The 25,411-nt window shown below is 62.8% G+C and carries 20 protein-coding genes; 6 read left to right on the top strand and 14 right to left on the bottom strand.

What is annotated here, in order from left to right:
* Positions 1-603: 603 nt before the first annotated feature.
* Together DBR22_RS23530 and DBR22_RS23525 are read left to right on the top strand one after the other, a co-directional pair.
* Positions 604-2,742: a hypothetical protein gene (locus DBR22_RS23530; protein ID WP_146187334.1), complete on the top strand. Its 2,139-nt coding sequence runs from the start codon at positions 604-606 to the stop codon at positions 2,740-2,742.
* Between the two features lie 23 nt (positions 2,743-2,765).
* Entirely contained in the window at positions 2,766-3,428 is a 663-nt protein-coding gene (locus tag DBR22_RS23525; RefSeq protein ID WP_146187333.1) for a hypothetical protein, read from the top strand.
* A gap of 520 nt (positions 3,429-3,948) precedes the next feature.
* On the opposite strand, the gene DBR22_RS01580 is transcribed toward DBR22_RS23525, so the two are convergent.
* The 8 genes from DBR22_RS01580 to DBR22_RS01550 form a co-directional block, all read right to left on the bottom strand.
* Positions 3,949-4,326, bottom strand: a complete 378-nt coding sequence (locus tag DBR22_RS01580; RefSeq protein ID WP_108597481.1) for a hypothetical protein — start codon at positions 4,324-4,326, stop codon at positions 3,949-3,951.
* A gap of 56 nt (positions 4,327-4,382) precedes the next feature.
* Positions 4,383-6,323 carry an ABC transporter ATP-binding protein/permease gene (locus tag DBR22_RS01575; RefSeq protein ID WP_108597480.1) on the bottom strand — a complete coding sequence of 647 codons (1,941 nt, stop codon included), beginning with the start codon at positions 6,321-6,323 and terminating at the stop codon, positions 4,383-4,385.
* The gene (locus DBR22_RS23520) at positions 6,320-7,234 is read right to left on the bottom strand and encodes a hypothetical protein (RefSeq protein WP_181364979.1); all 915 of its coding nucleotides are present in this window, start codon (positions 7,232-7,234) and stop codon (positions 6,320-6,322) included. Before DBR22_RS23520 ends, DBR22_RS01575 begins: the two co-directional genes overlap by 4 nt.
* A gap of 196 nt (positions 7,235-7,430) precedes the next feature.
* Entirely contained in the window at positions 7,431-8,105 is a 675-nt protein-coding gene (locus DBR22_RS23515) for a hypothetical protein (protein ID WP_146187331.1), read from the bottom strand.
* A 156-nt stretch (positions 8,106-8,261) separates the two neighbouring features.
* Positions 8,262-8,600 carry a peptidase inhibitor family I36 protein gene (locus tag DBR22_RS25195; protein WP_375134862.1) on the bottom strand — a complete coding sequence of 113 codons (339 nt, stop codon included), beginning with the start codon at positions 8,598-8,600 and terminating at the stop codon, positions 8,262-8,264.
* A 412-nt stretch (positions 8,601-9,012) separates the two neighbouring features.
* Entirely contained in the window at positions 9,013-9,837 is an 825-nt protein-coding gene (locus DBR22_RS01560) for an alpha/beta fold hydrolase (RefSeq protein WP_108597477.1), read from the bottom strand.
* A gap of 111 nt (positions 9,838-9,948) precedes the next feature.
* Positions 9,949-12,783: an ATP-binding cassette domain-containing protein gene (locus DBR22_RS01555; protein ID WP_108597476.1), complete on the bottom strand. Its 2,835-nt coding sequence runs from the start codon at positions 12,781-12,783 to the stop codon at positions 9,949-9,951.
* A complete protein-coding gene (locus DBR22_RS01550) occupies positions 12,780-13,334 on the bottom strand; it encodes a hypothetical protein (protein WP_108597475.1) in 555 nt (184 codons plus the stop codon). Before DBR22_RS01550 ends, DBR22_RS01555 begins: the two co-directional genes overlap by 4 nt.
* 113 nt (positions 13,335-13,447) lie before the next feature.
* Here DBR22_RS01550 and DBR22_RS01545 point away from each other — a divergent pair, with 113 nt between their 5' ends.
* The 3 genes from DBR22_RS01545 to DBR22_RS01535 all read left to right on the top strand — a co-directional run bounded on the left by DBR22_RS01545 (position 13,448) and on the right by DBR22_RS01535 (position 17,103).
* Positions 13,448-14,728: a wax ester/triacylglycerol synthase domain-containing protein gene (locus DBR22_RS01545; RefSeq protein ID WP_108597474.1), complete on the top strand. Its 1,281-nt coding sequence runs from the start codon at positions 13,448-13,450 to the stop codon at positions 14,726-14,728.
* Between the two features lie 214 nt (positions 14,729-14,942).
* On the top strand, positions 14,943-16,388 hold the full coding sequence (locus tag DBR22_RS01540; protein WP_258229006.1) for an HNH endonuclease signature motif containing protein: 1,446 nt from the start codon (positions 14,943-14,945) through the stop codon (positions 16,386-16,388).
* Positions 16,389-16,629: 241 nt separating this feature from the next.
* Entirely contained in the window at positions 16,630-17,103 is a 474-nt protein-coding gene (locus DBR22_RS01535; protein WP_108597473.1) for an SRPBCC family protein, read from the top strand.
* A gap of 191 nt (positions 17,104-17,294) precedes the next feature.
* Here DBR22_RS01535 and DBR22_RS01530 read toward each other — a convergent pair whose 3' ends face one another.
* The 5 genes from DBR22_RS01530 to DBR22_RS01510 all read right to left on the bottom strand — a co-directional run bounded on the left by DBR22_RS01530 (position 17,295) and on the right by DBR22_RS01510 (position 23,913).
* Entirely contained in the window at positions 17,295-18,896 is a 1,602-nt protein-coding gene (locus DBR22_RS01530) for an APC family permease (protein ID WP_108597472.1), read from the bottom strand.
* 90 nt (positions 18,897-18,986) lie between these two features.
* Positions 18,987-20,630, bottom strand: coding sequence for a GMC family oxidoreductase (locus DBR22_RS01525; protein WP_108597471.1), 1,644 nt, complete (start codon positions 20,628-20,630; stop codon positions 18,987-18,989).
* Complete coding sequence (locus tag DBR22_RS01520; RefSeq protein ID WP_108597470.1) at positions 20,631-22,169, bottom strand: aldehyde dehydrogenase family protein; 1,539 nt, start codon at positions 22,167-22,169, stop codon at positions 20,631-20,633.
* Between the two features lie 98 nt (positions 22,170-22,267).
* On the bottom strand, positions 22,268-22,894 hold the full coding sequence (locus tag DBR22_RS01515) for a TetR/AcrR family transcriptional regulator (protein ID WP_108597469.1): 627 nt from the start codon (positions 22,892-22,894) through the stop codon (positions 22,268-22,270).
* 95 nt (positions 22,895-22,989) lie between these two features.
* Entirely contained in the window at positions 22,990-23,913 is a 924-nt protein-coding gene (locus DBR22_RS01510; RefSeq protein ID WP_108597468.1) for a LysR family transcriptional regulator, read from the bottom strand.
* A 101-nt stretch (positions 23,914-24,014) separates the two neighbouring features.
* Between DBR22_RS01510 and DBR22_RS01505 the strand changes: the two genes are divergently transcribed.
* On the top strand, positions 24,015-24,446 hold the full coding sequence (locus tag DBR22_RS01505) for a CBU_0592 family membrane protein (protein WP_108597467.1): 432 nt from the start codon (positions 24,015-24,017) through the stop codon (positions 24,444-24,446).
* 85 nt (positions 24,447-24,531) lie between these two features.
* Here the strand turns inward: DBR22_RS01505 and DBR22_RS01500 are convergent.
* On the bottom strand, positions 24,532-25,411 hold an 880-nt coding region (locus DBR22_RS01500; protein WP_258229005.1), incomplete at its 5' end, for a phospholipase D-like domain-containing protein.

Genomic DNA, 25,411 nt, shown 5'->3' with positions numbered 1-25,411 from the left:
GGTACCGCTTAGGCCAAAATACCTGCGGGGACGTCATGCGGCCAGGTGTCAGGTTGGAACCTAAGCTGTCCATCAGAGAGCAATTAGGGAACACGATTCAGACCCTATCCTGACTGTTTTTATGGGGCTTCCTGACGTCAGGCTGGGGTGTGCCTCAAGCTGACCCCGGTGTAGTCACCGTACCGGCAGCGTAAACCCTCGAATGCACTGGGGGAGCATCGACGAATCAAAGCTCGTCCACCAGACCGTGTACATCGACCCAGGGCGAGAACACAGGGTCCTCACCTGCGGAAACTCAGTTTTTCTCGGTGTTTCCTTGCAACCAGTTTCGTTATCCCAGGATTACGATGACGTCGTTGATAACACTAAATTGGGGGGAAGTTGCTAGTTAGAAAAGCATGCGCGCAAGCAAGTTGTATTGCCCTTGCGGCAGGGGCGTTCACCATTGCATCAGCCTTCAGCACCGAAGCTCGGCCGGCACAAGCATCCACGCTTCAGCAAACAGTAAGCAATTTGCAAGTACAACGAAATACTCTCGTAGATCCAAGTGCGCATTCTGTAGCTATAAGCAAGAAGCACTGGGCCAGTGGTTCAGCGGAAGCAGTGATCGTAGAAGCCACGGACAACTACGCTATCGCTGCTGCTGGGCCGCTTGCACGCTCGAAAGGCATTCCGTTACTGCTTGCTTCTGCAGATAATCCGGCAAACGTGCAAGACGAACTCAGGAGGCTTGCAGCGACGAACGCCATCTTGGTTGGGCCTGGATTCAACCCGCGCACGTTGCTGCGGCAGGCGATAAATGCTGTTGTCACCTCGCAGACCTGGACCTCCGGTCCCGGACCCGACGAGATGGACAGCCCAGTTGCTTCACTGTTCCCAAGCACTGTCGAGGAAGTCTACATAACAGACGCTCTAGACCCGTCAGACTTAGCTACGGCGTCAGCGGCATCAAGCTTCCAAAAAGTACCTCTCTTCACCGTTGGGAATGCGCTGACCGACTGGGAAAAGGGAGAACTGGCGCGACTGAAGCCAAAGAGGGCCCACTTCATCGGCACAACTAGTTCGGCAACCCAGACGGTAGCGGACATTGAGGTCCTTGGAATACCTGTTAGCCCTGTCAGCGGAGACTCTGCCGCTTCTAGAAACGAAACGGTGGTGCGGAGCTTGCGTGGGAGGAACCTAGACGACCGCACGCTCGTAGTGGGTTCCCAATTGGGATCCACTCAGCTACTCGTCTCTTCCTTCGGCGCTGCGATGGAGGGTACGGTTCCCCGGCTCACCCCCGATTCGAACTCTCTATCGGGACCAATCAAAGAGGAAGCCTCATCCTGGGGACCGGAACTGCGGTCGGCAGTAGTAGTTGGTCCTCCGTCCGTCATCTCCGACACGTATCTGAACCATCTGCAGGTAGCAGTGCGCACCCCGCGAGCAGCGGCTGGCGCATTCCATGTAACAGAAACGACCACCAGTCCCGACGGCAGCGGGTGGGTCGAACTTTCAGCGCAACCTAATGCTGCACGGTACAAGTTAGTGGACTTAGCGGGCTCCACCGTATACAGCGGGACTTCACCACGCTTTCCTGTTCCTTCTGATGGAACCACGTTCAAAGCCTCCGCGCTCGATTCCGCCGGCGCCATCTTGGCGGAGCGCGACGTGCGGGTGGCAATCAACCCGGACGAACCGGATAGGAAGACAAAAGTCGCAGCCACATCTGATGGCAGCGTCACGAAACTTGAATGGTCCGAGGGAAGCGCTGGCCCCAGGGCGCGTCACGTGACCCGCCATGAAATGGTCCGGGACGCTCAGGGGCAACTTGCCATAGCTGGTACCACCCAACTCGGGGGCACATGTGCAACAAGTTTCACCGACGCATCTCGTCCATCAGGAAAAGAAGTTATCTATGAGGTTTCTCAATACGGCACGAACACAGGCAACTTTTGCTCAGTGACCACACCTACAACTTCAATTCGAGAGCCTCAAGTTGATTTCACTGCCTTGCGAATCCCTGCCGTATCCACTACGGCTACGATTCAGTCTGAATCCGCCACAAGTCCGGGTGCACCAACCCCTACAATGGCGGAGAAGAGCTTGATGGCGCTAAAGGCACACTCGGCTTCAGGTGGCATCTCCACAGAATCATTTGGAACCAGCGCCTGGACCTTTCGCTATCAGACGTTTATCGCTGACCGCTACGTGCGCCCGGCTTGGTACGACACGCAAACCTTCGGCGGAGATAATCGGGGGTTCGGGGCTTGGCATGACTCGTTCAGAACACGTGCTGACATGACGTTCTACTTTGACTCGCGTTACTCAATCCAGTCCATGCACTTTGGTAAAGCCACGGGAATTACGAAGGAGTACCACTGCACGCTTCATAGCTTTAATAACTGCTCTTACGTAAAGCAAGCCCAAGAGTCCACGGATGGCATCAGGATCATGGACAAGCGAGCCTACGGCTCTTATCGTGTTGCACGAATCGAACATGACTCCGCCATCCCAATCCGGCCTCACGGAGCAATGTGGGGCCTGACGCCCACACCTGGTATCACCTACACCATGGATGTCCTGTACTGGCCCAACGGGTTTAGCGTTACGGGCTTCCACGACGGCGCCCCATCTCATGAGCTTTGGGGAGGATGGGTCCCGGGAGAGTATATTCCCATCATGACGCATAACAGAGCATGCGATTTCGGCCCCGGCCTTGCTGGATTTTGCAAAGTGAATTTCAACATCAAGATATGAGTTCGCTACATGGCAAGGAAGCAATGAATAGCGAAACCAGAAGTAAGACTTGGCTGCAGCCGTGGATTTACGCTGCTGCTGCGGCGCAGGCCCTTCTATTCAACGCACTGCAGAATCTCCTGGCTGCAGGCATAACCGGTGGCTTGGTTTCCACTGTCGTAGCCGCATCAGCGGCCTTACCCGCGCTTTTGCTCATACTTGGATTTAGGCCGGGTATCCGAAGGGCAGCCATCGGCGGAGCACTTGTCACGGCCGCATCGGTAGTGGGACTAACAGGAGGTTTGACCACATACATCTATGTTTCGATGCTTCTCATCCCAGTCCTGACGGCAGTTCTCCTTCCGAGTACAAGGCTGCGCCCTTGGAAGGAAGTTGTTCGTCGCATACTTCTTGCAGCGGCAGTTGCAATCCTGTTTTTCGCCACCATGATTTTTGTCCCCTACCCGCTAGGTTGGATTGTTGCCTTGGCACCATGGCTTGGACTAGCAGGCGAAGAGACTCGTCCAAGGCATCAGCTGTTACTTCCAATAGGAATCGGGCTCTCATACGGCTTCTCCCTTGTAGCCTGGGGTCCATTCTCATCCGGAGCTATCGTCTCTGGATGCATCGGGTTCATAGGTCTTTCCGCGCTACTACTTCTTGGGAGATCTGAAGCTGGCACGAACCCGTCCCCCTACAATTTCTGAGGAAAAAGAACGTTCATTAGTAGGGCAGGATACGAGGTCCCATGATGCCGAGGCGGCTTCATGGGACCTCGTACGTCTAGGTTCCTACGCTAGGGAAATGCGCGCAAACACCACCCTTGAGAGGGGTCGTCTCATCTGTTTCAACTCGTCCCACTCAACTGGCGATAACGTATGTTCCGTCAACCTGTAGCCGCGGCCGGGCAGACCCGTGCTTGGTGATCACGCAGCCGGAACTGGTGGTGACTATGATCCATCCGTGGCTGGGTCAATTCAGGTTATCCACGGCTGGAAGTAGGAGTCGTCGGGGTAGCTCCCTGGTAGCAGCAGCGGTGCATTACCTATGAGAATTGTCCCCGGCTGTGGGCGGCCGGACCCGACTTCTCGTTCAAACGTAGATCAATTCCGGTTGTTCCGAGGACGACCGTGCAAGGAGCTGCGTGTCAGCTTTGCGTGTACCTCGAACTAAATGATCCATTACCGCTCTCTGCGCGAAACCAAGGAAATGTTTCCCGAAGGATGCTCACGACCGTTCGAAACCCAACCGGCGCCGGACAAGTTTCTCCACGATTACGGCATGCTGTTTGCTCTCGTGACCTCCAGTCGATAGTGCTGCCAGGTATGAGACGTAAGCGGCTGTGCGGGTGTCGTAGGCCGCAGCGCGTGTTTCTAAAGCGAGGGCGAGCGTGGCATGAGCCTGCGCGAATGCGACCTTGAGCTCAGTTTCCGAGGGTCGTTCCGCCAGCTCATTCTCAGCGGCCGAAAGGAGTTCCCGTGCACGATCCGCGTGTTGGTTCGCTTCGTGCTGGCCAAGATCAGGTTGCATGCCAATCACCTTCGCGTGAGTAGTTTTGTACAGATAGTTGTGACATTCGGCGCTGGCCGCGGGAGAATCGAGCATCCGGTGTGCCTTGCACGCTGCTGTTGCATGTCGAGAGCCTAGCTGAATTGGAACTCTTAGCGAATTGCTTCCGCAGGATCAATCCGTGCCGCCCTTACCGCCGGGAGAAACGCCGACACAGCACCACTAACTACGCCCACGAGTGGCGCTAGAGCCACGGCGGACCACGGCATCACCGCGGTCCATCCTTGCGCTGCAGATACGCCAACTGATGCCACCAGGCCAACAGAAAGACCTGCGATGGATCCTGCGAAACCGACGATTATTCCTTCCCAGATAAAGATAGCTGCGACGCCTGACTGGCTAAGGCCGAGGGCACGACTCAGTGCGAGCTCCTGAATCCGCGTTTGAACGGACAAAAACATAGCGGATGATGCGCTTAGTACGGCCAACCCGAGTAGTGCGATAGAGATGGAGTTCAGCAAACCATCCAAGTCTTGGGAGACGCCAATTCTGAGGTTTCGAAGGTCTCCTGTGGTGGACACCGCTACTTCCGCTGGCGCGGCAGGAGACAAGGCCAGGGGAATGGCCTCGGCCACACCCGCCGAAAATCCGATGTCTGTGCGTACGACGAGTTGTGAAGCTGGATTTGAGATGGCTGAGATGGGTATGACGACGCTCGTGGCGAGGTTTTGGGCCCTGGGTGCACTAGAAATTGTGCCTATGACCGAGTATGGCGTACCGGACACCCACACCTCTGCTCCGAAACCGCCCCACTGAACGCCAAGCCTTTCAGACACGGCTTCTCCGACCAGTGCAACCTTGCCTGCGTCTTCTGAACCGAAGAGTTTCGCTGCTTGTGGGGGGAAAGTTTCAACCTCAAAGAGGGAAAGTGCTGCTTCGTCGACAGCAACCGTGCTTCCGGGAAACGCTTTTCCATCAACACTTTGAAACTGTGCCAAACGTGATGTCCTCGCCTGCGAGGCGTCGATTGAGGCAATTTCACCAACGTTCGTTACGTGGGCCAGGCCCTTGATGGTCTGAGCACGATTCAGCCGCTCCTCACGGCTTGTGCCAGACAGCACTTCTACGCGCACTTCATCAAGGGCGGCCGACGCAAGTCTGTCCGATATTTGTTGAGATGCACTCGCCCCTATGCCGGAGGCGGTGATCATTCCAGCGATAGCTATCGTGAACGCTGCCACCAAGGTAGCTGACCGGAGGGGGCGTGAGGACACGTTGTTGATTGCGCGTAAAATTCGCTCCTGCCAGCGTCTGGTAGTCCTAATGAGGATGCCTTGATCTTGCCTTGCGGGGATGCGTTCCTGAATGGGGCCGTCGATTGGCGCTTGGCGCACTTGTACTTGACGTCCTTTAACTGGCTCCGTAACTACGCCATCCCTAACTTCGATGACACGGTCAGCGTGCTCTGCGACGGCTGGATCGTGCGTGATGACGATGACAGTCGTTCCTCGCTGATTCAGCTCTTTTAGGAGTTCCAGGACTTTTGATGTGGAGCTGCTATCGAGGTTTCCGGTGGGCTCGTCAGCCAGGATCACCTGCGGGTTGGTGGCCACCGCACGGGCCAGCGCTAAACGCTGACGTTCCCCCCCGGAAAGGTTGCGGGCCAAACTTGAGGCCTTGCCGGACAGCCCGACCGTCTCCAGTGCTCGGCTTACCTCAACGCCTTGATAGTCGAGGCTTTCACCCCGAATCGCTAAGCCCAGCGCCGCGTTCCTCGCGGTGGATTCGTAGGGATTCGCATAGGAGGATTGAAAGACGAAGCCAAACATTCTCGAACGCAGCCTGTCCCGCTCAGGGCTGCTGAGTTTATTAACTTGGACACCATCAACCTCGAAGCAGCCTTCCCATGAGTTATCTAGGAGCCCCATGATGTTCAGGAGCGTTGATTTGCCTGAGCCCGAGGGGCCAATAATTGCGACAAATTCGCCATGTTCGACTTCCAGCGTTGCTTGCCGAACGGCGAACCACTGCCGATCTGTGCCATATCTCCGGCTAACTTGCTGCAAGGACAGTTGAGGGATTGTTCCGGTCATGGGGAAACGAGTACTTCGTCGCCGAGACTAAGTTCGTCCGATTCAAGCGCTGTCCATCCGTTAGCGTTTCGAAGGACAACTATGGGAATTCGTTCTTTTTCCTCTTTGGCATCGCGACGCAGAACGTACTCCCCATCGACATCTGACCTGATGGCCAGGGTCGGTACCGCCGTTACAGGTTCGGTTGCGGAACCAAAAAGCACCGATACAAGTTGCCCGGCTGCAAGCTTGGTCTCTTGCGGTAACTCAATGCGAATATCTTTACCTGGCGGCCGTCCGGCCGCGGTGCCCTGTGATTGAAACTCTCCGACCGCAGCGATCACAGCAGGTTCCATGACACCGCCTGGGACTTGGACTGAAACTCCGTCACCGACAGTGATTTGGTCAGACTCACGCACGCTTGCTCGTAAACTAACGAAGCTGGAGCCCAAGCTCAGTTCGGCAAATGGAGCATCAGGTTCAAGCAATGACCCTACCGCGGGAATAGTACGGACCACAGGCGTTCCATCTGTTGGTGGCAGGGAGGCAAACTCACTAAGTCTTACGTAGGTTCCCTCCCACCACCCGCCAGGCGGAATAATCTCCGCTTTCGCGTACAGGCTTCGCACAGCTTCTAATGTCTGCCAATCCACTATGCCGGTGATTGAAACACCAAGAGCCTTCTGGAGACTTATGACATCGGACCCCTTGTCCTTCGCCTTGAGGTCGCGGAAAAGTGGGATTTCCAGTGAAAAGACAAAGATAGGGCGATCAGACACGGCCCCTAGGAGCGTGCCATTCGTCAAAGGGGTGCCATGCTCGACAGCTGTGTCGGTTACGACTGCACGGTGCGTGCCTTCTGGAAGCTGCGCGTGTACCTGATAGCTGTCGCTACCCACTACTTCCCCCTGTATTCTCACGTCGTCGGTCACCGAACGGCTGTCGACTGTTGCGTAGACGGGCACTGTCTGAGCACGGGCATCAAGAATGGAAGCGTCAGCGGAACGGACCCGAGTCCCTAAGCCGTAAGCCAGGGCTCCCACCATGATGCAGACAACCAAGAATGTCCACGTACGTTTTGGGTGCGCCAAGCTGCGCAACTTGGGTTCGTCCCTCCTCGGGAAAGCCTCACCCTCCACGGGTAGCCAGCACCTCCCGGGCTTCTGCTAAAACCTTGTCCACTTGAGCCCGGTGCTCGGTCAGCTCGCTCTCGTGCCGGGCTATGAATGCCATTTGATGCCGTGCCTCGAAGTCCGCCAGAGGCTGCACGCTATTCAAGGACTCCTTGCATTCGACATCGATTGCGGCGACCCGCAGTTGTTCTTCACCGGCCGGCGGAAAAGCAGGGACCATCGCGTTGTCAGCAGGGTTTGGTGTCAGCCCTTTAGAAGTGACGCAACTCGTCCACTCTTTGAGTGCGGATGCGAACTCAACACTTGCCTTCAAGGCTTCGAATGATTCGCGCATTCCTTGGTCCACAGGTGAATTCTGACTTGATCCATTAGGACGTAAAGGCTGGAACAGATTCAAATCGCTTTGACAAGCTTGATAGGCTGACCACCAACTTTCGCTCAATGCATCTTCCTGCGCTGTCAGTTCCGCAGATCCTGGGGGTGCAGGAAATTCATATCCATTAGATTTCGCATCTGCATTGGACCAGACTCCGTACCTGCGGTCCGGAAGGTTGGGGATGGATTCCCAATCCTGGGAGGCACGTGGAAAGTCGCGTCCCCCTTTCGCCAGACATTCATCAAGGAGAAGCGCGTTCGCGTGAGCGACCTCTTGTTCCTCGGACGAGGTCATTGCATACGCCTCTAAAGGGAGAGTGATTTGGCCCAATACAGGGTCCAATTTAGCCCTCGCGTCCTTATAGTCCTGCTGGGCATTGGCGGCACAGGCGGGTAAACAGGTGAGAAGTGCAAATGCCGCTACACGCAGAAGAATCGAACGACTAGCCATTTAGGCGTAAAACCAGAGCGAGCTAAAAGAATCAGCAGCGAAGTGAGGCCAAATGTAAGAGCCGGACTCATTGGGATACTGGACCCACGGATTTCCGCTATAACCAGAGTCCGTAAACCAGCCGACGGCGTGTGTTCTCCGGTTGGAAGAAGACGAAATTAAGTCGTTCCAGCCACTTAGATAAGAGGTAGGGCCGGACCATTGACCAAAGGTTCCGGAATAATCGACGTCAAACCAAGCGCAGGCCCTGTTGCTGGAACATTGCGAAATGTGCGCCTCGGCTGGCGCGCTTAGGGCGACGGATGCGAAAAGAACGGCAGCCGCCACACCTCCTGCCATGCTGAGTCGATTTTTGGCAGGAGCAGGTGACGCTTTTCCAAACATAAGTTCCCCCAGGAGCTCGGATATAATAGACCAGCAGAAAATCCTGCAGGCAAATCAGCCAATTATGTTGGTTTCAGAGGGGCGGCTGCAGGATCCAGAAAAGCTAATCCATCCCCAATGCGCCAACCCTAAGCCTGAGGAATGAACTAAGTCAATGATTTAATCCACCGAATGTGCCAGCGTCGGCTAATACCGACAGCCTGCTAGTACCTCCATCTTTGGAGGCTGTATTCGTGTCGCGAATTTCGGTTGTAGCGTTCATAGGGATTGCCTTCGTCAGCGAGGGCTTCCAAGCCCCCGCAGCCCATTACCGAACGCCGATAACCGGCCTTCCGTCAAGCTACTGGGCCGGTGCCAGCGGGGCCTGTCACGAGCGGGTGTTGAGGTAATCCAGAATCGCCCGGGCTGTTTCTTCCGGAGCGCTGACGTGGGGACAGTGCCCGGTGGCGTGAAGCTGCACCAGGGTGCTGTGTTCCAGATTCTTGTGCAGGTAGGCGCCCACTTCCGGCGGGGCGAGCCGATCGTCGGAGCACTGCAGAATCAGGGAGCTGGTGCGCAACTTTTTCAGTTCAGGGCGGGTATCGGAGAAAAAAGTTACCCCGGCGAAGTGCCGTGCGATGGTCGGATTTGTCCGGCAGAAGCTGGCACGAAGGTCCTCCGCCAATTCCGGCTCCTGCGGGTTGCCCATAACCATGGGCGCCACGGCCGCGGCCCAGGCGAAATAGTTGCTGTCCAAAGATGCCAGCAGGCCCTCGATGTCTTCCCGCGAAAACCCGCCCACGTAGCCGTCGTACGGGTCATCCGTATGACGGGGCGAAGGAGCAAGCAGGACCAGGTGGGAGAAACGGGTGGGGTCCTGCACTGCGGCGATCACGGCGATCATCGTGCTGACACTGTGGCCCACCAGGATGACGTCCTCAAGTTCGAGGGCGGCGCAAATCTCCAGCAGGTCCGAAGCGTACCCATTCAGGGACCCGTACTTCTCCCAGTCATAGGCGCTGATGTCGGAGTGTCCTGCACCAACATGATCAAAAAGCACCAGCCGGTAATCCTCAACGAAATAGGGCAGCAGCTTCCGCCACATAGCCTGATCGCAGCCAAAACCGTGAGCAAACATCATGACAGGCCCATCATTCCGGCCGGATATGGTGACGTTGTTCCGGCCGATTACCGCAGCAGCTGCTTCGATCACGTTCTCCCTGACCCTCCATTGGGTGGCGTCCTGTCCCAGACTATCCACGGGAAATAGCGAATCCTAGGGATCCTCCCACGTTGAACTCAAGGGTGTTCACGGAAGGTGCCCTCAGGCCCCAATATGCAGCCGGTCCCTGGCCAGGTCGGAGTGAGCCTGCACGGCTTGCCCGCCCGCGCTGGAAACCGGCTTTACCCGGCGGAGGGCGGCGAGAATTGCACGTCCCACCACGGCGATTCCGATGATCGTGGTGACGGCACGCAGGGTGTCCCAGCCCGCCGTCGACGTCACCAGCGAGTAGAGCAGAAAGCTGCTGAGGTTGGTGCCCAGCGGCGCGCCGGCGACGTACGAGATGCCCGTCCCGGAACCCACGGCGAAGGGCCAGAACCACAGGTTTGTCAGCAGGCCGAACAGGTAGGACGCCACGACGCCGTAGCCGGCCAGCATCCACAGTTCGGCTTTGCCGCGCACCCGCCGGGGGAGCAGGCCGGCACCCGCGCCCACCCATGCACAGGCGAAGATCTGGAACGGTGTCCAGGGCCCGATGCCGCCCCACAAGGCACTTGAGAGCGCGATCGTGGCCGCGCCGAGGAGCATGCCGAAACGGGGACCGAAGGCCCTGCCGGCCAGGATCAGCAGGATAAAGACTGCCTCCACGCCCCCGACGCCGGTGCTCGCCACCCGGACTGCGGAACCCACTGCGGCCAGGACACCGAGCAGTGCCACCGTGTGTGCCGAGCGGACCGAGCCGTCGAGGGATACCACGATGGCGACGACGGCGATGGGCGCCATGGCCAGCGCCGCGTAGGGGAGTGCCGCGGCGGCATCCTGCGGGAGCGCCGCAGCGAGCAGCGGCCAGCAGAATGCCGCGAGGGCCAGGAGGTTTGCGGCGGCGAGGACCGGGACCTCGACGCCCCGTGGCATCCGGATGCGGTGCTGTTTCTTGGCAGCGGAAATGTCTGTTCCTTGGTCGGTGAACCGTGGTGCTGCGATCACCGGGACAGCGGCGGCACTGGCCGGGACGGCTTCGGGCCCGAGTGAGGGCGCGACGCCGTCACTCATGGGGAGGATCCGGGCGCCGAGTCCGTGCGCAAAGTCGTGGTCGTGGGTGGCGATCAGGACCGCCGTGCCGGTGTCCGCTGCGGCCCGCAGCGCGGCCGCGACCGCCGTGCGCGCCGCAGGGTCGAGGCCACGGGTAGGCTCATCAATCAGGAGGACCTGCGGGTTGTCCATGGTCTGCAGCGCGATGGCCAGGATCCTGCGTTCGCCTGCGGAGAGGTCCCGCGGATGCTCGTGGCCAATGGGAATCCGGACGTCCCCCCGCAACCGGGCAAGGTGTGAAGCTGCTGGGCCGGGCGAGGGCCGGCCACCGCTCTTTCGGCGGCCCTGGCGACGCTCGGCGGCGCGGAGCTCTCCTGCCACGGTATCCCTCGTGAAGAGGTCGTCCGAGGCATCCGGCACAAGGGCGACGCGGCCGCCATCGAGCGTGCCGCCGTCGCGCGTTCCTTCACCAGCCGTCCCCTCACCAAGGGCGAGCGCCACCAGGAGGGACGACTTCCCGGCGCCGTTCGGCCCCACCAGGGCCACCACTTCACCGCGGTGCAGGGTCAGGGATGCCTCGCGCACGAGCGGTTTGCCCTTGCGGTGCACCGCGAGGTTAGTGGCAGTCAGGACGGGCGCGTGCTCTGCTGGCTGGGCCGGCGTCGGACGGGAAACGACGGCGGGCGACGGCGACGGTGCGGCACCCGGTACCAGGGCGCCGTCGTCGATGGTCCACCAAGAATCGGCGACGGGTACGAGCGGTTCCGCGCGGTGTTCCGCCACGATGACGCAGACGCCTGCTTCCCGGGCGAGGGCGTGGAGCACGGCGATGACGTGTCCGCGTGCTGCGCTGTCAAGGTCGGCCAGGGGCTCGTCAACCAGGAGCAGTGCCGGCTGCTCCACCACGGCGGCGGCGATGGCCACAAGCGTTGCCTCACCGGCCGAGAGAGTGCTGACATTGCGGTCCAGGAGCGCAGTCACCCCGATGCTCTCCGCGACCTCCAGCACCCGCGCCTTGGCGGTCACGGCTGCGACGCCGCGCAGCTCAAGGGCGAGGCCAATTTCGTCCCGGACCCGGCTGGTGGCGAACGCGGCGCGGGGATTCTGCAGGACGACGCCGATGAGCCGGGCGGTATCGCGCGGCGGCGTGGCGGCACGGTCGGCTCCGGCGAGGCTCAGGGTGCCGGAGATGTCTCCGCCGTCAACGTGGGAGAGGAGGCCCGCGATGCCCCGCAGGATGGTGGACTTGCCGGAGCCCGTCGGTCCGGTGATGACGGCAATTGACACGGGCGACGGGGCGAATCTGGCGATCCGCACCTGGGCGTCGCCGATGCGGAATTGTGCGTCCCTCACGAGAACCGGTGGTTCAGTGCCTTGGCCGGGTAAGTGTGCGGCCCGGCTCCCGAAGCCGCGCAGCTCCAGGGCCGCGGCGACCCGGCTGGCGTGCTCAAGGGTGCGCTCGAGCACGGGCACCAGGGCGCGGGGTCCGAAGCGTTCGCCGCGCAACCGGAAGGCCAGGCGTACGGAGGTCACGGCGTCGGCAAGGGCCGGAAGCGCCGCCCACGCCACCACAAGCATGCGGGCAACGCCCTGCATGGGTCCGCCGCGGGCCAGGTGGACGAAGCCGCGGGAGATGTCCACAAAAGCATTGAGCAGGCCGAAACCGAGGAACATCCCGGCAATCGGCAGGGCGGACAGGACCGCCTGCCACAGCCCGGGCGCGGTGACGGGACCGAGGAGGACAACATGCGCGTACGGAGCAGGCAGCCGGATCCCCGGCAGGTCCAGCAGGACCGGTTCACCGATACCCGCGCCGTTGAAAAGTACGCGGTAGATGACCCGCGCCGCGATGAACACGACGGCGAGGACTGCCGCCGCGCGTAACGGCGCGGGTCGGAAGGTCATGCCGCGGGGGCGGCCGGTTCGCCGTCGACCGTGAAGAGCAGTTCCAGGCTCTGGCCCGGGCTGACCTGCAGGGTGGCGAGGCCTTCCTGGGCGTATTCCCAGGCACCGGCGTCGGGCTTAACCCAGAGCGACCAGTACGCGAAGGCGGCGGGCATGCCCGTGCATTCTTCCTTGTACGTGCCGGCCTTGTGGGTGATGTCGAAGTCCGCTGCCGGCACGCCGTTCACGCGGCACACGAGTTCGGTGGGGTACTGCGTGGTGCCTTCTGTCTTCACGTCGGCCTCTTCGAGCACCTTGGAAGCGGCGGTGGGGGCGTCCACGGGCACGCACACGGACTTGTCAGCGGCATCCTGCTTCAGGGCGCCCGAATCGACGATCACCTTTACGCCGGTGCAGGGCCCGGAGGCGGCGCTGGATGAGGCGGCTGCCGTTGTAGCCGGCGCGGTAGTGGGCTGGGTGGCGGCCGGTGCGGAACAGGCGGCGAGGGTAAACAGGAGACCGGCGGCGGCGAGGGAGCTCGCGGCGGCGGTGCGGATCTTAGTCAAAGTCACCTGTCAAGGGTAGGGCGTTGCCTGCCCTGAGCGGGATGCCGTCGCGTTGTGTGACGTCAGGTCTCCAAGAAGTTCAACTGACAGGCCGGCTGTTTCCCGGTTACTGTCGAGACATGCACCCGGCGACGCAGAAGCTGGCCCCTGCCGACGAGGCGAACCTGGTGCTCGACCACGCAGGCCAGGTCAACGTGTTCCTCGTCGCTTGCCTGCTCGAGCCGGGCGGTTTCCTGGCCGTGGACGGGTCACCGGACATGGCCCGGCTGCGGGCGGTCCTCCGCGAGCGGATAGCGGAGGTGCCGGCGCTCCGCAAAAGAGCAGTCCGAGTGGGCCGCCGGCATCACTGGATCGAATCCACGCCCGACGTCGAACACCACATCCGTCTCGTGGATCCCGTCGACGGTCTCGCGGGACTTCAAAAGAGATGCGCCGAGCTCATGGGCCAGCCGCTCGCAGGGGACCGGCCGTTGTGGGAGATCCTGCTGGTCCCGGGTGCCACGGCGAGGGGACCCGGTGTAGTGCTGCGCATCCATCACGCGGTGGCCGACGGCATGACGGCAGCGGTGATTGTGCAGCAGCTCTTTGATCCCGGCGAACCGGGAGAGGACGCGGGGAACGGGCCGCCTACGCGTGGGCTGGCGGAGGCACCCCGAAACCGCCCGCGGAGCGATCCACGCCGCACTTTGCGCCGGCTGAGGATCGGCCTGCGCCGCATCCGGATGACCTTGTGGGGCCGTGGCGTGGGCGGCACGGTGCTGCTCGGGGAGCGCAGCGCGCACCACGGCGTCGCGTTTGTGCGTACAGAAATCGAAGCCCTCGAGACGGTGGTGCGTCCGCGGGGTGCCACGGTCAACGATGCACTGCTCGCAGCAGCGGCGGCGGGCTTCCGGGCAGCCTTGATGAGTGCCGGTGAGCCCGTTCCCGCTTGGCTGCCGGTGTCTGAGCCTGTGGCGTTGCGGCGGCAGGGGCCTGCCGCGAACCAGGTGGGAGTCATGCTTGTGCGGCTACCGCTTGGGGAGCCTGATCCTGATGAGCGCTTGCGGCTCATCACCGCGCAGACCCGTGCGGAGAAACCACAGGCCAGGGACCAGGGCACCCTGGAGTTCATGCGCGGCCCGGTGGGCGCGCGCATCATGGACCACCTCGCCCGGCGGCAGCATCTGGTGGGAGGGTTTGTCACCAACGTGCCGGGTCCGGAAGGCACGTTCCGGCTTGCGGGAGCCCCGGTCGCTGCGCTCTGGCCGGTTGCGGTACTCGCCGGCAATGTGCGGCTCGGCGTCGCCGCGGTCTCATACGCGGGCAACCTGTGCTGCGGCATCCATTTCGACGTGTTGAATGTGCCAGGCGCCGTGTTTGCGCAGGCCATGGGTGAGGAGATGGCGCGTCTCGGCCAATGAGGGAAGCTTAAATCAAGCGGACGACGTCGGGACTTGAGTTCCAGGAAGTCCCGGCGGCGTGGGCTTCCGTTGGACGCTACCCACCCAACAAAGACGCCTTGCCCGAGTCCCGTTGCGCGGTCACCACCCGTGCTGGCGCCCCCTGTGGTTGGCATAAACAGGTACTTCCCAAAACTGTCAGACCCCCTGCGATGCTTTGGTTCTGGAAACCGGTGTGGTTGTCGATGCGGGAGGCAGGACCGCGGTTGCGGCTGCGATTGCGTCGGTGGCCGGGCTGGTTGAGGAGCTTGCCGGTGTTCTTGACTGCCCGTCGGCCGCCCCGGCTGGGCCTATGCGTGTGGCCGATGCCGATGCTGATCCGATGCACGAGTTTTCCGAGGCGTGCCTGGAGGGTTTAGGGGTGCTGGCTCGGGTCGAGGCCGCGACGGCGGCGGTGAAGGTCCGGCTGGTGGCCGCCTATGCGGAGGCAGCGGCCGGGATGGAAGGCCCGCCGGCCAATGCGCATGAGGCATCGGCGAAGGAGATGAGCCTGGTGGCAGAAGTCGCTTGCGTGCTCACCATCGGCGAACGTGCCGCATCCGCCCTCGTTGGAGAAGCCCACGCGCTGGCCACCTCCTTGCCGGCGGCACTCGATGCGCTGCAAACCGGCACCATCGCCTGGCAGCATGCCCGCATCATGGTCGAGGAAACTACTGGCCTGACCCCTGCAGCAGCCTCTGCCCTGGAGGCGCACTTCTTCGGTCAGGATGCCCTCAACCCTCCCAACGCTGCCGGTCCCGGAGAGCTGGTGCCTGGCCGGTTCCGCCGGAAGGTTCGCGCCTGGCGCGAACGCCACCACCCCGAGACCCTTGAAAAACGGCACGCGAAGAGCATGGCGGACCGGCGGATGGAGTACGCTCCGGACCGCGACGGCATGGCCTGGATTTCGCTCTACCTTCCCGGGGACACAGCCTGCGCCATCTGGAACAAAACCACCGCTCTGGCCCGCGGCCTCCAGGGCCCACACGAACCACGCAACCTCACCCAGTTACGCGCCGACATCGGCGCAGGGCTGCTGCTGGGCAGTGCGAACCAGGGCATCGGCGAAGTGCCCTCCCCTAGAGTTGAAGTGCTCCTCACCGTCCCGGTCTTCTCCCTCCTCGGAATCACCGACGAACCTGCCGAGGTCGATGGACTGGGTCCGGTCCCGCCATCGGTGGCGCGCAGGCTGGTTGCTGACGGTGCCAGCTCGTTGTACCGCGTCCTGATAGACCCGAGGAACGGGGCGCCGCTGGAAATCGGGCGCACCAGCTACCGGCTACCCGAAGCATTGAAGCGATGGCTCAAGATGCGGGACGGCGCATGCACCTTCCCGGGCTGCAGCAACAATAGCCTGGACAATGAGGCGGACCATCTCACCGCCTGGCAGCAGGGCGGGACCACCGGGATCAGCAACCTTGGACAGGCATGCCCGAAACACCACCGTCTCAAGCACCGGCGGCCCTGGAAACCAACGCAGGCAACGAAGACTGAGCCACCCGGCTGGATTTCACCGACCGGCCGATACTATCCAGCTGAGCACCCAGACCTGGAACCACCACTCCTGCCACCAGGCTGCCTGCCTTTTACCGTTAGCCCCTTAGAGCAGGCCATCCTGACGCGCCTCGCTGCCTGTGCCTGACGGCCGCGCGCCCTGACCCGCCGAGCTCTCACCTACGCGATTGCCTTCGCGCACGCGGACTGCCCCTACGACCGGGCCAAATGGTGACGCCGTCCTCCCGGGAATCCTGAAGGGCAATTCTGAAGGGTCTGGACCCCGGTAGCGGCCGGATTTATGGTGAAAAGGTGGCGGTTGCCTGACTGGCAGGATGGCCAGTGCTGCCGGTCCGCTGTTGCGGCCGTCCGTCATGAGGAGGAAGCAGATGGAACACGTTGAAGAGACCGTTGACGTCGCAGTCCCGGTGCGGACCGCATACAACCAGTGGACCCAGTTCGAATCCTTTCCGCAGTTCATGTCCGGCGTGGAATCCGTAACCCAGCTGACTGACACCACCAATCACTGGGTGACCAGGGTGGGTGGAGTCCAGCGGGAATTCGATACTGAAATCGTTGACCAGGAGCCTGACGACAGGATCGCCTGGCGCAGCACCGACGGCAAGTCCCACGCCGGCATCATCAGGTTCACTCCGCTGGATGCCAATCATACGAAAGTCAAAGTCCATTTCGAATGGGCACCGGAAACAGTCACTGAAAAGGCAGGCGCAGCCCTGAAGATTGACGAGGTGCAGGTCAAGGCCGACATGCGTAAGTTCAAGCACTTCATCGAGTCGCGCGGCACCGAAACCGGGGCGTGGCGTGGTGACGTCAAGGACAGCGGCCCCACCGGGCAGTTCTAGAAGTGCCGGTGGGATCAGCAGCGGAATTTACAGTTCACAAACAGAAAGCGGGCGACGGCGGGAACCTCCCGCCGTCGTCCGCTTTCTTGCGCTGTGGTTCTTAGAAAGGGCCAACACCGATCTGCTGGGCGACGATGGCCCGGGCGGCCACCGTGGCGAGCAGTATCAGGGTCAGCGGCCTTTCCGGTGCGTTACTGAGCTTCCGACGCGGCCACCAGTGAATCCTTGGGGACTTCGTGCTGCCGTGCGCCCGACGACGGATGTGCTGCGACTGCCGCGGCGTGCTCGGCCAGCACCCCGGTCTGGTATCGGATCTTCAGGCGGTAGAGCAGGGTCCCGCCAATGACTACGGCACCTACGAAGATCACACCGCCCCACTGCAGGTACCACTCGAACGGCGGCACCGAGTTGTAGATCTCCGGGCGGGGCCAGACCAGGTTGACCGTCATGGCCGCGCCCCAGAGGACGGCCAGGATGTTCACGGGCAGTCCCCACTTGCCCATGCAGAACCCGGGCTCGGAACCGTCGTCCGCCAGTGGCCACTTCTTCAGGAGCCTGTTGCGCAGCAGGGCAACCGTCACCAGGAGGTAGGAGAGGTAGATCAGGACGATGCTGATGCTGGACATGATCGTGAAAATCGCCGGCTGCATGACGTTGATGAGCAAAGGCATGACGGCCAGGACGCCGATCACGATCGCCGCGATCTTGGGGGTCCGGCGGACCGGGTCCACCTTGCTGAGCTGGCGGCTGAAGGGCAGGTTGTTGTCCCGGGCCATGGCAAACATCATGCGGATGGCGGCGGCATGGACGGCCAGGGTGCAGACGACCACGGCCACCACGATGCACGCGAGGAAGGCCTTGCCGAACGGTCCGCCCAGGACGGAGAGCACAATGTACTGCAGCCCGCCGTCGGCCGCTCCCACCTTGGGATCTGCCAGGTCAGGTGCGGCCAGGATGCCAAACAGCAGGATCAGCCCGCCCAGCACGAACGAGGCCGTGATGGCCCGCAGGATGGCCTTGGGTGCCGTCCGTTTGGGGTCTTTGGTTTCCTCGCCCAGGGAGCTGGCCGTGTCAAAGCCGTACATCACATAACCGGACGCCATGGCACCGATCAGGAAGACACCGAAGAAGCCGAGGTCGTGGCCTTCCCCGAAGCCGGCGGTGTCGAAAAAGACCTCAGGGCCGCGCACCACGTGCCAGCCCAGCGCGAGGATCAGGAGTACGGCTGCGCTCAGCTCCACGAAAACGCCGATGCTGTTGATCCGGGTCATGAGCTTCACACCAAACGCGTTGATGAGGGTGGAGATGGTGATCATGATGCTGGCCAGCACCACGCCGTTCATGGCGAAATCGTAGGGGCCGGTGCCGTCACCGACGAATTGGAAGCCGGACCAGAGCTGGGGCAGGGTGAGCTGCAGGGCAAGTGCCACGGAGCCCAGCGCCACGACGGAGGAGATCATCAGCAGCCAGCCGGCCAGCCACGCCGAGGTGCCGGACGCGAGCCGTTTGGCCCAGTTGTAGACCGATCCCGCCACGGGATAGCGGCCCGCCAGTTCGGCAAAACACAGTGCCACCATGAGCTGGCCGGCAAAGACGATGGGCCATGACCACGCATATGCGGGGCCGGCCATGGAAAAACCGAAGTAGAACAGTTGGAAGACGCCGGTGAGGATGGAGATGTAGCTGACGCCTGCGGCGAAGCTGGCAAATTTGCCGATGCTCCGGTCCAGGGTCTGGGTGTAGCCGAATTCGTCCATGCCGCTTGAATCAATACTCTTGCTGGGTTCCGCCATGTGGACTCCTAAATCAGAAAAGCACGATAGTGATGACCGGCCGGCCGTGGCGCACGGAAGGTCAATGCCCTGCCGCCGGGACCTTGCCGCTCAGGCAAGGGATGCGGTGAGCTCCATTTCTTCCGCGGTCATGGTTTCGCTGGACCGGCCGGCGCGGATGAGGTCCGCGCAGCGCTCGCCGATCATCATGACGGTGATGTTGGGGTTGACGGTGATGTGCTCGGGCATCACGGAGGCATCCGCCACGCGCAGGCCGGCGACGCCCTTGACCCGCAGCTCGGGATCCAGCGGTGACATCCCGTCGTCGGCCGGTCCCATCCGGACCGTGCCCACCGGGTGGTACACGGTGTTGTGGGTCTTGCGGATGTAATCCCGCAGCTCCTCGTCCGTCTGCGCCGCGACGCCGGGCGACAGCTCGCGGCCGGTCCATTCGGCCATGGCGGGCTGGGCGGCGATTTCGCGGGCCTTGCGGATACCGGCCACCATGACGCGCATGTCGTGGCCTTCGGGATCCGTGAAGTAGCGCGGATCCACCATGGGCTTGTCGCGGAAATCGCGGCTCCGCAGCCGGACGGTGCCGCGGGAGCGGGCGTGGGTGACGTTCGGGGTGAGGCTGAAGCCGTTCTCTGTGGTGGGGTAACCGTGCCGCAGGGTGTTCATGTCGAAGGGGACGGAGCCGTAGTGCATCATCAGGTCCGGGCGGTCCAGGCCGTCCTCGGTGGGGGTGAAGATGCCGATCTCCCACCACTGGGTGGAGGTCTGCACCATGGGCTGCCTGGCCTCGAACTGGACCACGCCTTCGGGGTGGTCCTGCAGGTTTTCGCCCACGCCGGGGGAGTCCACCAGGACCTCGATGCCGTGCGCGGCGAGGTGGGCTGCCGGACCGATGCCGGAGAGCATCAGCAGCTTGGGGGAGTCGATGGCACCGGTGGACAGGATGACTTCGCGGTGCGCGGAGAGCCGGTGGGTGCGGCCGAACGCGGAGTCCACCACGTCGACGCCGGTGCAGCGTTTGTCCGCGTCGAACACCAGCTGGCGGGCTCGGAGGCCTGTGAGCAGGGTGAAGTTTTCGCGGTCGATGATCGGGTGGATGTAGGAGACCGAACTCGAGGCCCGGGTGCCGTCCGCGCGGCGGTTGATCTGGAAGAAATTGGCGCCGTTGATCACGGTGGCCCCGGTGTTGAACTTCGCTCGCGGAATGCCCGTCTGTTCGCAGGCGTCCAGGAGGGCGACGCCTGCAGGATCCACCGGGGACACGTTCATCAGGTGCACGGGGCCTGTGTCCCCGTGGTGCGGGGCGTCCGGGCCGGCGTCCTCATTGGTTTCCAGCCGCTTGTACAGCGGCCAGGCGGCGTCGGCGTTCCAGCCGGTGGCGCCGTACTTCGACTCCCACTCGTCGAGGTCCTCGCGGGGAGCCCAGAACGCGATACACGAGTTGTGGCTCGAGCAGCCGCCCATCACCCTGGCACGGGCATGGCGCATAAAGGAGTTGCCGTTTTCCTGCGGTTCCACCGGATAGTCCCAGTCGTAGCCGGACTCAAGCAGCTCCATCCAGCGGTCCAGCTGCAGGATTTCGGGCAGGTTCCGGTCATCCGGACCGGCCTCCACGAGGGCCACGGTCACGTCCGGATCCTCGCTCAGCCGGGCGGCCACGGCGGCACCGGCAGATCCGCCGCCGATGACGACGTAGTCGAACCCGCGCTCCGTGACATCGTCGATGTTCTCGTAATGCATCTAGTTCTCCTTGCCATGGTCAGCAAACCAGCCGGTGACCTGCGGGCTGGTGTTCTGGTAGATGTGCTTGGCTTCCTGGTACTCGGCCAGGCCCGTGGGGCCCAGCTCGCGGCCGACGCCGGACTGGCCGAAGCCGCCCCACTCGGCCTGGGGAAGGTAGGGGTGGTAGTCGTTGATCCAGATGGTGCCGTGCCGCAGCCGGGAGGCCACGCGCTGCGCCTTGCCCGCATCCTGGGTCCAGACCGCGCCGGCCAGGCCGTAGACCGTGTCGTTGGCGGTGGCCACCGCTTCGTCCTCGGTGCGGAAGGTCTCCACGGTCACCACGGGGCCGAACGCCTCGTCGATGACCACGGACATTCCCCGCTCGACGCGGTCCAGGACAGTCGGCTGGTAGTAGAACCCGCCGTCGTACTTTTCTCCCCGCGGCGCCGCGCCGCCGGTCCGCAGCCGGGCACCCTCCTGGATGCCGCGCTGGACATAGGAGTGGACCTTGTCGCGGTGGGCCGCGGAAATCAGCGGCCCGGTTTCGGCTGTTTCGTCGAAGGGGCCGCCGAGGCGGATCGCCTGGGCGCGGCGGACCAGTTCGTCCACGAAGCGCTCGGCGATGGATTCCTCCACCAGCAGCCGCGCTCCGGCGGAGCAGACCTGCCCGGAGTGGACGAAGGCTCCGTTCAGGGCATTGTCGACGGCGGCGTCGAAGTCCGCGTCGGCAAACACCACGTTGGGGTTCTTGCCACCGAGTTCCAGCGCCACCTTTTTTACGGTGCCGGCGGCGGCCGCCGCGATGCGCTTGCCGGTTTCCAAACCGCCGGTGAACGAGACGAGGTCGACGGCGGGGTGTTCCGAAAGCGGTGCACCCGCCTCCGCTCCGGCGCCGGTCACGAGGTTCGCGACGCCGTCCGGCAGGCCGAGGTCCTGCAGCAGCTGCATGGCCAGGATGGCGGTGGACGGGGTCAGCTCGGAGGGTTTGAGGACGAACGTGCAGCCGGCGGCGAGGGCGGGCGCGATCTTCCACGCGGCCTGGAGCAGGGGGTAGTTCCAGGGCGTGATCAGGCCGCAGACACCCACGGGTTCGTAGACGATTTTGCTGACGACCTCGGCGTTCCCGGCGTCGACGATGCGTCCGGCCTGCTGGCCGGCGAGCCTGCCGAAGTATTCGAAGCAGGCGGCAATGTCGTCCATGTCGATGCGGCTTTCGACCATGCGCTTGCCGGTGTCCAGCGACTCGGCGCGGGCGAACTTTTCGCGGTGTTCGCGGAGGCCGGCGGCGACCTTGAGCAGGAAGGTCCCGCGCTCCGGGGCCGGGACATTCGACCAGATGCCGGAGTCGAAGGCTGCACGGGCTGCGGCGATGGCGCGTTCCGCATCCTCCCGGCCGGCCTCGGACACTGTGGCCACCTGTTCGCCGTCGGCGGGGTTGCGGATTTCGCGGACAGCAGCGGAAGCGGCCGGCTCCCATGCACCGTTGATGAACAGGGTGGATGCTGTTTCGGTTGTTGCGGGTCGGATGACGTCATGGGCTGGTGTGGCGTAGGTCATAGGAAGGACAGTAATGCAGATTGAACGAGTGTTCAATCATTTTTTGAACAGTCGTTCAATGCGACGTATAAATTTCTACGGGACAGCTGCCCTGTGGTTCAGGACTCGTGCAGCCTGTGTTCCTTGAGGGAGTGGTCCGGAAGCGGCGCGAAGGCGATTTGCTCGGTGCGGGCGATGCTCCGCTGGATGGAGGCCTCATCAACGCCGAGAAGCGCTGTCAGCCACATGCCGTTCTGGATGACGACAATGTCAGCCGCCCGCTCGCGGCATTCCTCCCAGGAAAGACCGGGTTGGGCGTTGGAAACCAGTGAGGCGAGGCCGTCAAGATAGCGGTCGAAGGCCTCGGCGTTGATCTGTGCATAACCCTCGTCCGCCTGGGCGAGGGCCCACAGGTGCAGGCGCAGGGACAGGTAGCGGGTGGTCAGCAGATCGGCGGCCGCCACCCGCCGGAGGGCCCGGCGCAGCTGTTCCTCCGGGTCTGACGACGGGTCGGGCGCCACCAGCCGAAGGTCATGCTCGTCCACCCGGCGCAGGGCCGCCCGTATCAGGCTCGTTTTGTCGTCGTAGTAGTAGTTCACCAGGCCGAGCGCGACGCCCGCTTCGCGGGCCACCGCCCGCATGCTCACGCCTGAAATCCCGTGGCGGGACAGCAGATCCATCGCCGCCTCGAGAATGCGCGACTGCCTGTCCATCTGTTCGCCGGAGTTCACGGCTTTGGTCCCCATCTGGCCAGACTATTGCCTAACCCGCTACGAGTGCACTTTCCGGGGCCGACGACGGCGGGAGGTCCCGCCGTCGTCCGCTCGCCACGGGCGGTGCTTCAGGATGCCGCGCGGGTGTCGAACGCGGCGGCCGATTCCCGCAGCAGGCGTGCGACGGTGTCCACGGGGGTGCCGGTTGAGCGCCGCCGGTCGAACCGTCGGAGGACGATGCGCCGCGTGCCGAGGCCGGGGACGTCCAGGACATCGACCCCGTCGTGGACGACGCCGATCAACGCCAAGGTGGGCAGGATCGCAATGCCTTCTCCCGCGGCGACGAGGGCGAGGGCTGTCAGCGTCTCCTGGTACTGATGCACCGTTTCCATCTGGGTGCCGGTCGACTGGCGGAGCCGGCCGAGTGCCGCGGAGTTTGCGGCGGTGGGCTCGACGCCGATCCACGGTAGTGGCAGCCGGGCAAGGTCGATGTTCTCGGTACTGAGCAGGGCGCCGGCGGGAACCACCAGTTTCCATGGCTCATCCAGCAGTGGCTCCTCGGTCAGTCCGGCGGGGAGCGAACGCTGCTCGGCCGTCGTCGAATCGAGCTCCACGACGACGGCGTCGAGCTGGCGCTGGCGGAGGAGCCGCATCAGGGCAGGCAGATCGTCCTCGACAATCCGGATCTGCAACTGCGGGTACTGGGTGCGCCATGCAGGCAGGCGGGGGATCACCACAGTCCGGACAAAGCTGGTGAATCCGCCCACCCGGACCACCCCGGCGATTTTGGCCCCGCCTTCGATGCGGGCGCGGGCGACGCTGAGCGCGCGTTCAATCTCCTCACCGGCTTCCGCGACTGCCAGGCCGGCGGGGGTCAGTACCGAGCCCTTGGGCGTGCGCACCACCAACGCGTGCCCTGTCTCGTCTTCCAATTTGGTGAGTTGCTGCGAGACAGCCGAGGGGCTGATTCCCAGTTCATCAGCCGCGGCTAGCACCCCGCCGGTGCGGGCAATCGCCAGGAGGACGCGCAGTCTGCGCGGATCGATATCCATGTTAAGTAGTTCTAAACCATATCTTCACTCAAATGCAATTGCTCTAAAGGTATTTCCTGCTCATAATTGCTGTTAAAACCCCCGTCATCTGAAAGGACATCATGGAACTGCTGTGGGAAATTGCTGGTTGGTCAGGGGCGGTTCTGATCCTGTCGGCCTATCTCTCGGTCTCCATGGGCTGGTTGAAGGCCGGCAAACGCTTCCAGGTGGCCAACCTCATCGGTGCATGCGCCTTCATCATCAACGGTGCCGTCCATGAAGCCTGGCCTTCAGTGGTCACGAACATTGCCTGGTGCCTGATCTCGGCCATCGCGATCCTTCGCATGCGCGCCACGAACGAGGAGCCCGCAGCCGCAACTGAGGCTCCGCAGGTGCAGTTTCCCGGCGTCCCTGACACCACCGGCCAAATGGCTGTTGTCGAGGCCATTACCTCTGCCGTTCACGGCGATACAGCTGGACGGGCGCCTGAGTGCCAGGCCGGCCTGCGTGAGATTCGGGCAAAGGATTCGGCTGTCCTGAGTGTGCAGCACTGATTGAACGGACGACGGCGGGACCACCCGCCGTCGTTTTGTTCGGTCCGTCTTGGAAGGCTGATTCGCCCTCCCGAGAAATCGCCGCCTAGAACCGGGTGGTGCCGCGCAGTTTACGGGGGCGGCCGTCCGGGTCCACCAGGAAGCGGTTCGCCGGAGCCGCCCACAGCCGCTGCAGGCGTGTCACCGGTTCTGTGACATGGTGGCGCGCCTGACCGTTGGGGCGGGGGGAGCGGCTGCCCTTTTCATGCCATTGGTCCAAGGCGTCGGCGGCGGCATTCCACAGTTTGAGCCCGTCCGCCGGATCGTGGAGTTGGGGGTCGTTCTCGTCCAGGCCCAGGTGTTCGGCCCAGAGTTGGCGCCGGACCCCGTGGGGCAAGGGAGCCTCGGGGCCAGCAGTGGTATCGATCACCGCGCAGGTAAGCTCGCTGTCCGTGGTCCAGGAACGGCGGTTGAAGTTGTCCGAGCCGCACGTGAACCAGGTGTCGTCGATGATGCAGATCTTGGCATGGACATAGATCGGGGTCCCTGCTCTGTTCTCCAGATTGAACACGCCGAATCTGTCGGGTGCCACCCGGCTGATCCCCTCGATGGCACGCAGTTGCCCGAGCCGCTTGGGCGGCCCGCCGAGCGGACCGTCGGAGTCCGGGTAGCGTGGCACCACGGCGATCACGTTCAGCTCGGGGTTCTGCTCGAGGGCCGCAGCGATCCCGGCTGCGACCTCCGCCGACCACAGGTACTGGTCCTCGATGTAGATCAGCGAGCGGGCCAGGGAGAAAGCCTTCGTGTAGGCCCGGGCAACGCTGCGCTCACCGTCGGGTGCGAACGGGAACGGCGGATGCTTCACGCCGTAGGTGCGCAGCAGCTGCACGGCGTGGGGGCCGGCCGGTGGTGGCGGCGGAGCAGTTTCGGGCAGGGGTTCGGGGTGCCGGGGCATATCGGCCAGGCGTTGCAGCAGCATCCGGTAC

This window comes from Arthrobacter sp. HMWF013, assembly GCF_003061105.1.
In the GTDB taxonomy this organism is placed as follows: domain Bacteria; phylum Actinomycetota; class Actinomycetes; order Actinomycetales; family Micrococcaceae; genus Arthrobacter.
Note: the sequence above shows the minus strand (reverse complement) of the source record. Positions and strands in the feature narration are given on the sequence as shown.

What these genes read in the sequence shown, in the direction of transcription:
- DBR22_RS23525 (WP_146187333.1), top strand. Translation starts at nt 2,766, where the DNA reads ATGAATAGCGAAACCAGAAGTAAGACTTGGCTGCAGCCGTGGATTTAC.
- DBR22_RS01580 (WP_108597481.1), bottom strand. Translation starts at nt 4,326, where the DNA reads ATGCTCGATTCTCCCGCGGCCAGCGCCGAATGTCACAACTATCTGTAC.
- DBR22_RS01575 (WP_108597480.1), bottom strand. Translation starts at nt 6,323, where the DNA reads ATGACCGGAACAATCCCTCAACTGTCCTTGCAGCAAGTTAGCCGGAGA.
- DBR22_RS23515 (WP_146187331.1), bottom strand. Translation starts at nt 8,105, where the DNA reads ATGACCTCGTCCGAGGAACAAGAGGTCGCTCACGCGAACGCGCTTCTC.
- DBR22_RS25195 (WP_375134862.1), bottom strand. Translation starts at nt 8,600, where the DNA reads ATGGCAGGAGGTGTGGCGGCTGCCGTTCTTTTCGCATCCGTCGCCCTA.
- DBR22_RS01555 (WP_108597476.1), bottom strand. Translation starts at nt 12,783, where the DNA reads ATGACCTTCCGACCCGCGCCGTTACGCGCGGCGGCAGTCCTCGCCGTC.
- DBR22_RS01545 (WP_108597474.1), top strand. Translation starts at nt 13,448, where the DNA reads ATGCACCCGGCGACGCAGAAGCTGGCCCCTGCCGACGAGGCGAACCTG.
- DBR22_RS01535 (WP_108597473.1), top strand. Translation starts at nt 16,630, where the DNA reads ATGGAACACGTTGAAGAGACCGTTGACGTCGCAGTCCCGGTGCGGACC.
- DBR22_RS01530 (WP_108597472.1), bottom strand. Translation starts at nt 18,896, where the DNA reads ATGGCGGAACCCAGCAAGAGTATTGATTCAAGCGGCATGGACGAATTC.
- DBR22_RS01525 (WP_108597471.1), bottom strand. Translation starts at nt 20,630, where the DNA reads ATGCATTACGAGAACATCGACGATGTCACGGAGCGCGGGTTCGACTAC.
- DBR22_RS01520 (WP_108597470.1), bottom strand. Translation starts at nt 22,169, where the DNA reads ATGACCTACGCCACACCAGCCCATGACGTCATCCGACCCGCAACAACC.
- DBR22_RS01515 (WP_108597469.1), bottom strand. Translation starts at nt 22,894, where the DNA reads ATGGGGACCAAAGCCGTGAACTCCGGCGAACAGATGGACAGGCAGTCG.
- DBR22_RS01510 (WP_108597468.1), bottom strand. Translation starts at nt 23,913, where the DNA reads ATGGATATCGATCCGCGCAGACTGCGCGTCCTCCTGGCGATTGCCCGC.
- DBR22_RS01505 (WP_108597467.1), top strand. Translation starts at nt 24,015, where the DNA reads ATGGAACTGCTGTGGGAAATTGCTGGTTGGTCAGGGGCGGTTCTGATC.